Source organism: Symplocastrum torsivum, assembly GCF_059505465.1.
This window is the reverse complement of the sequence record NZ_JCACKQ010000105.1, coordinates 1-6,842: the sequence shown is the minus strand read 5'-3', so window position 1 is coordinate 6,842 and position 6,842 is coordinate 1. Positions and strand designations below refer to the sequence as shown.

At 39.1% G+C, this 6,842-nt stretch carries 5 protein-coding genes; all 5 read left to right on the top strand.

Annotated features, from left to right (window positions below):
• Window positions 1-153 precede the first annotated feature (153 nt).
• Window positions 154-1,263, top strand: a complete 1,110-nt coding sequence (locus tag AC5JL3_RS25020) for a tyrosine-type recombinase/integrase (RefSeq protein WP_496077055.1) — start codon at window positions 154-156, stop codon at window positions 1,261-1,263.
• Window positions 1,256-2,854, top strand: a complete 1,599-nt coding sequence (locus AC5JL3_RS25015; protein WP_496077054.1) for a tyrosine-type recombinase/integrase — start codon at window positions 1,256-1,258, stop codon at window positions 2,852-2,854. Before AC5JL3_RS25020 ends, AC5JL3_RS25015 begins: the two co-directional genes overlap by 8 nt.
• 3 nt (window positions 2,855-2,857) lie before the next feature.
• A complete protein-coding gene (locus AC5JL3_RS25010; protein WP_496077053.1) occupies window positions 2,858-3,694 on the top strand; it encodes a DUF6262 family protein in 837 nt (278 codons plus the stop codon).
• The gene (gene dnaB / locus AC5JL3_RS25005; protein ID WP_496077052.1) at window positions 3,687-4,991 is read left to right on the top strand and encodes a replicative DNA helicase; all 1,305 of its coding nucleotides are present in this window, start codon (window positions 3,687-3,689) and stop codon (window positions 4,989-4,991) included. Before AC5JL3_RS25010 ends, dnaB begins: the two co-directional genes overlap by 8 nt.
• A gap of 228 nt (window positions 4,992-5,219) precedes the next feature.
• Window positions 5,220-6,509, top strand: a complete 1,290-nt coding sequence (tnpC, locus tag AC5JL3_RS25000; RefSeq protein WP_496077051.1) for an IS66 family transposase — start codon at window positions 5,220-5,222, stop codon at window positions 6,507-6,509.
• Window positions 6,510-6,842: the final 333 nt, after the last annotated feature.

The following is a 6,842-nucleotide window of genomic DNA, read 5'->3' as shown; positions in this document are numbered from 1 at the left end:
TCTACTACGACAACTTGTTAAGTCTATTAATTAATTAAATAACAACAACAACAACAGCGTAGCAGATATAACCCGTATCGCTACGCTGTTTTTATATATTAACTATTTTTTAAATAACGTCTACGATGTAAACATCGTTAATGAGACGAGCAGGTGAAAGTCCAGAAAGGCACACTACCAGATTTGAGCCATCCGATTTGGATGGTGCTGGACGACGATTATCTTCCAGTTGAACCAATTCAAAAATACTTGCATTACCTCGATAGTATAGGGCGCTCACCAAACACGATTCAGACGTATGCCCACAACCTCAAGCTGTTCTGGGAATACCTACACGACAAGCAGCTTGATTGGCAAGAGATTGATTTGGAGAAACTCTCGGACTTCATCCACTGGCTGAGGAATCCCAATGCTAATGTCATTTCTATCCAGCCACAGGTGTCTAAACGCGCAGAAAAGACCATCAATCATTGCTTGACGACTGTGAGCGCATTCTATGACTTTCACCAGCGTCTAGGAGCTTTTGAAGGGGCTGACAGCCTTTACCGCTATCAGGTGCAACCCGGAAAGAAATACAAGCCGTTCCTGCACCACATCAGTAAGGGGAAGGAAGTTAAAACGCGACTGTTAAAGGTCAAGGAACCCAAGACGTTTCCAGGATGTTTAACATCTGAACAGGTTAATACCTTAGTTGCTGCCTGTAACAATTTGCGGGACAAATTCCTGATTCGCTTGCTGTACGAATCGGGGTTGCGGATTGGTGAAGCATTGGGACTGAGACATGAAGATATGGTTACTGGTAAAAACAATGAGATTCACGTTGTACCGAGAATAGATAACGTTAACTATGTCAGAGCTAAGTCTGGAGTAGAGCGAACAGTTCATGTTAGTAAAGAACTCATGCAATGGTATTCAGCTTACTTAATCGATGAGTATCCAGAAGACATTGATTGTGACTTTCTTTTTGTGGTTATCAAAGCTCCTGCTCAAGGAGAATTTGGCGCACCATTAACTTATAAAGCTGTTGATAGTCTATTTAGAAGATTATCTAGAAAAATAAATATTAAAGTTAATCCTCATTTATTAAGGCATACTCATGCTACTGAATTGATTAGAGCAGGATGGGATATGTCTTATGTGCAAAAACGATTAGGACATACAGATATTCAGACTACCATCAATACTTATGTTCATTTGACTGATGAAGACCTTGAAAAATCCTATCAAGAATATTTAGAAAAAAAGAGAAATAATAATGAATAGTGCTGTCTACAAAAAACAATCCTATCAACGAAATTTTACACATACTGAAACTATACTAAATGTGTCTTGCCCACATTGCTTTAGTAATTCTTACAAAAAAGCAGGATTAAATAAGCAAAATAAACAACAATACAAATGTAAAGATTGCACTAAAGTCTTCATTACAGATTATGAGCGGAAAATATTAAACTATCCAGAGCAATGTAGCTTTGAGGATGATATATGGACTTCTGAATACTTAGGTCTGTCAATACTTCCTTATACGAAAGGTTCTAGCTCAGGCGCAAAATGTTTAAACTTTTCCGAAATACAATACGATTGGCTAAAACATTATGCAAAAAAATACATTAAATACGTTGCAAATACAAGAACTTGGGGTTCTTTAATAGATTACTTGGTAAATTTTAGAGGATTTTCTAACTTTTTGGCAGAAATAAGATTCTCTGGAGAAATCGAGGATATTAATAGAGAATTAATAATTGAATATTTAAACCACTTAAAAAAAAGAAAACTATCTTATACCAGTTTCACGCATAGACTATCAATATTAGCATCTCTTTTTGAACTAGGAACAATTAATAATTGGTTTGATGTAACATCTCATCTTATAAGAAAAGAAGATTACCCTAAAAAATCTAGGTCATTACCTCGTTATCTACCTGAAGATGTAATTCAACAACTGAATCAACATTTAGATAAAGTACCAGAACCAATCATGCGGATGGTATTAGTTATTCAAGAATGTGGTCTAAGAGTAGGAGAACTATGCTTGCTGCCGTTGGATTGTCTTAAAAAAGACGAAAAAGGGAGGTATCGACTTCAATTCATCCGTTGGAAGATGAAGCAAGAAGATATAATACCAATATCCGTGGAATTAGCAGAAGTTATAAAAGAACAACAACAATATATAAAGAATTACTTTGGAGATAAATTTAGTTACTTATTTTGCAGCAGAAAACGGGCAAAAGAATTTCACCCTATTCCAGAGGTTATAGCGTCTAGAGCATTTATAAACTCTCTTAAAAAACTTGCAGAAGAATGTGAGATAAGAGATAGATCAGGTAAAATATGGAACTTTCAAAGCCATCAGTTTAGACATACAGTTGGAACTCGCATGATTAACAATGGAGTTCCACAGCACATTATACAAAGGTATTTAGGACATCAAACTCCTGACATGACCTCTGTATACGCTTACATATTTGATGAAACTCTCCGTAAGAAAATAGAGAAATACCATGAGTCTACGGTAGTTAACTTCCAAGGAGAAACTGTTGATTTAGAAGAAACCATCTTATCCAGTAACGATGACCTTGAATGGTTTAAAAAGAACGTTCAAGCTAGAGCTTTAGAGCATGGATATTGCGCTAGACCCAAGCTATTAGGTGATTGTGATATTTCTGGTTTTGATGGTTGTTATAATTGCCCACATTGGAGGACTAATAAAAGCTTTTTACCTATTTTAAAAAACACTTTAGAGCGCACAAAAAACGTTTTAGAAAAAGCTCAAAACTGTGGTTGGCAGCTACAAGTTCATAAGAACACGCCTATTAAAGAGAACTTAGAGAAAGTCATTAAAACCTTGGAGTAGACAATGACTAATAGGAAGATAGAAGCTTTACAAGAGGCAGCAGCACAGAAAGCTAGAGAGTCAGCCGAGCGAGTAGATAAAGCACTTGAAGGGATGATAAAACAAAGTCAAATAATTACTTTTAAATCTGTTGCTCAAGCGGCTAATGTCTCTACTGCTTACCTCTACAAACAGCCTGACTTACGCAGTCGGATTGAAACCTTACGTGACCAGCAGAAACAACGAAGTAAACCTAAGCAGCCTCCACCAGCATCAGACAATTCCAAAGCTGTAATAATCCAAAACTTGAGGGCAGAAAATAAGCGCCTTAGAGGACAGATTGACGAAATACGGAAGATTAACGAATCACTAACAGGCAAGCTCTATCAACTTCAAAGTTCTCAAAACCTAACAGATCGTTTCAAGGCAGAGAACGCTGAACTAAGAAAGCAGCTAGAAGAGTGCCGCTCTCGTCATCCAGTAGAGCCAGCACCTGACAATCCCAAAGTAACCCCCATCGACAAGGGTAAAACTAGGGGTATTACTGACCGCATCAAGGATAAGCTAGAGCGAGTGGGAATCAAGCTCAATAGCACTTTGACCCGCAAAATCAAGGCGGCAGCAGATGAAGAGAGGGTCTTAAATGCCATAGCAGCACTAGAGGAAGCAATGGGCAGTGGCAATGTTAAAAATGCCAGTGGGTTCCTAGTTCGAGCGATTACCGAGGGATGGACAAAAGAAGACTCCCCACAACAACTTCCTCAACACCAGCCGGAAATCTACACGGCATTACCAGAACCCGACGAAGAGCTGATTCCGATAGACCAACTCAAACAGCTCTATGGAGGGTCTGATGAGTGACGTACCACTCCAAAACATAGATGCAGAAGAGGGAGTGTTAGGAGGCATCCTCCTCGATCCAAGTGCCATCAGCATTGTCGCCAACATCCTGACCCCACAAGCGTTCTTCATCACAGCTCACCAGCGCATTTATGAAGCGGCTTTGGTGCTTCACAACAAGAACAAACCGACCGATTTAATGTCGGTTACGACCTGGCTAGCTGACCACGAACTATTGGAGAAGGTTGGGGGTCAGTCCAAGTTAGCCCAACTGGTTGAGCGCACTGTCTGTGCCGTTAATATCGACCGTTACGCCGAGCTAATCCTCGACAAGTACCAGCGCCGACAACTGATTACTGCTGCTAACGAAGTCATCATTCTGGCAGAAGATACCAGCACCGAACTGGAGACGGTTTTAGATCAATCAGAGCAGAAAATCTTTGGAGTGACTAAGTACCAGTCAGACCGATTTGAGCCGGAGTCAATTGGTGATTGTCTGATTAGTGCTTTCCAGCAGTTAAAGGGAGGAGAGACTTCAGGGATTTCTACTGGACTGCTTGACCTGGACGGGCTGACGGGCGGTTTAATCCGGCAGGACTTGATTGTGATTGCTGCCAGAGCGTCAATGGGTAAGACCTGGTTGGCGTGTCATTTGTCTAATCACTTAGCCTTTGGTGGATTGCCTGTGGTGTTCTTCAGTGCCGAGATGAGCAAACCTCAGATAACAAAACGTTTCCTGGCGATGCACTCTCTAATCGACTCTTCTAGGTTGATTCAGAACAAAATATACAAGAGCGAGTGGGATGTGTTGAGCAGAGCAGTGGGAACGATATCGAATCTGCCTATCATCATTGATGACACTCCGGCAAGCGCTCAGACTCCTTCAAGAATGCGCTCCGTACTGCGTAGGATTCAGTCAGAGCGTGGGAAGCTAGGTTTAGTAGTACTTGACTACATTCAAAAGCTAGGGAACCGAGCAGCGGGGAATCGAGCGCAGGTAATAGGCTCTTTCTCTGGAGCGTTCAAGGACATTGCTAAAGAGTTCGATGTCCCTTTTATATGTCTAGCTCAAATCAACCGAGGTGTTGAGGGTCAGACCAATAAGCGCCCAACAATGGCAGACATAAAGGATAGCGGGGATATTGAGCAAGATGCCGATGTGATTTTTCTTCTCTATAGAGACGAATATTACAATCCAAACACGCCGGATAAAGGAGTGATGGAGGTGGCTATAGACAAGAATCGGAATGGTTCCACAGGTGTCTGTAAGGTGCTGTTCAACCCTTTGCTAGGACAGTTTCGTAACTGGGTTGTTTAGCCTTCCTACAATTACCCATAAGGATCTTGTAAATCAAAAATTGGGAATTTTGGATTTTGGAGGCACTACTGGGATAAAACTCATGATTATCAATATAAATCTACTTTATTAATTTACAATGAAGAAGATTGTCGTGCCCTCAAGTTAATCACACATCAAATTATCCAGATAAGCAAGGATGCTAATACTCTTAAAGGAGTTGATTTTGCTGATAAAAGAAAAAATAAATTGTCAACTTCAGCACAAGAAGCAAGTTCTCAATTCAAGGAAATACTTAAATTTGCTCATTTTAATTATGAAAGCAAGAAGATTAGCCTTCAATCTCAGAAACAGATAAAGAAGCTTAAGCAAAGCGTTAAAAAATCAAAGAAGGTTAAACCTAAACCGTGGAAGACTATATATGTAGAGCCAGCGCAAGTATGTGAAATATGTGGGCTTGAGCAACTAAAGCATAAAAATAGTTCTAAAAGACTGATTGTTGATCTTGAATTAACAAGAGCTGGTATCAGGAAAACAATCATAGAGTATATTGGCAATAATGTGTATTGCCCGAAATGCCTAAAAACCTATTCTCCTCCAAGTCTTCGTAAGTATAAAGTAAACCAACATTATGGATTTGGACTAAGGGCTTGGGCGATTTATCTCAGAGTGGCTTTGCGATTGTCCTATGAGAATATAACTGAACTCTTAAACGAGCAATTTAATGAAAAGATATGGTTCGGTAGAATTCCAGATTTTATAAAGCAGCTAGCAAAATACTATAAAGAGACAGAACAGCATATCATTAAAGAATTACTTAGAGGTCATTTCATTCATGCTGATGAAACCCAATTAAATATTGGGGGCATTAACTGGTATGCATGGGTTTTTACAAATGATAAATATGTAATTTTTAAACTCCGAGAGACTAGAGAGGCTGATTTTTTACATGATTTCCTGAGAGATTATAAAGGTGTTTTAATTACTGATTTTTACTCTGGGTATGATTCTCTAAATTGTGAACAACAGAAATGCTGGGTACATCTTATTAGAGATTTGAATCAAGATATTAAGGATGCACCTTTTGATGTGGAACTAGAAAAGTTTGTATTACAAGTAAGGAATTTATTTGTTCCTATCACAGAAGCGATAAAGAAATACGGGCTAAAGAAAAGACATTTGAATAGATTCAGGAGAAATATTGATGATTTTTATAATTTGGCAATTGATAATATAATTTATGAATCTGATTTAGTTATTACATATCAAAAACGTTTCTTGAAATACAGAGAAAGCCTTTTCACCTTCTTGCGACATGATGATATTCTCTGGCATAACAATACGGCAGAGAGAGCAATTAGACCTTTAGCTTTACAACGAGATATCTCTAGTCCTCTCGGTAAAACAGTTACTCAAGACTACTTAACTTTGCTTAGCATTCAACAAACCTGTCGTTTTCAGGGCAAGTCATTCTTCAAGTTTTTGTTTTCTGGTGAAACACATCTTGCTCAGTTTGAGTTCAAAAAACGTAACCGATAAAATGAAGTGCTGCTTACACTGCCCAGATTTTTCCAGTGGAGGAATTTGATTCTAAGAAAAGATAGGCAGAGCTTGTGGTAGTGAGCGCACGGTCAACACTCAAGGTCGCAGGTTTGAGTAAGACCACCTCTAACGGCAAAGCCCTAGCAATTAACCAGGGCTTTCTTATATCAAGTGAAGGATAATGGTTACAGTCTTAAATCAACACGCTGTAGAAAATGAAAACAACGTAAAACCATTGTTCCAGATACGTTGTAGACGTTGTAGACGACATAAAACTTGGTTCTCATTGACGAGCTTCCTTGAAAGCTTATGTAGAAAATCTGCTCTTGA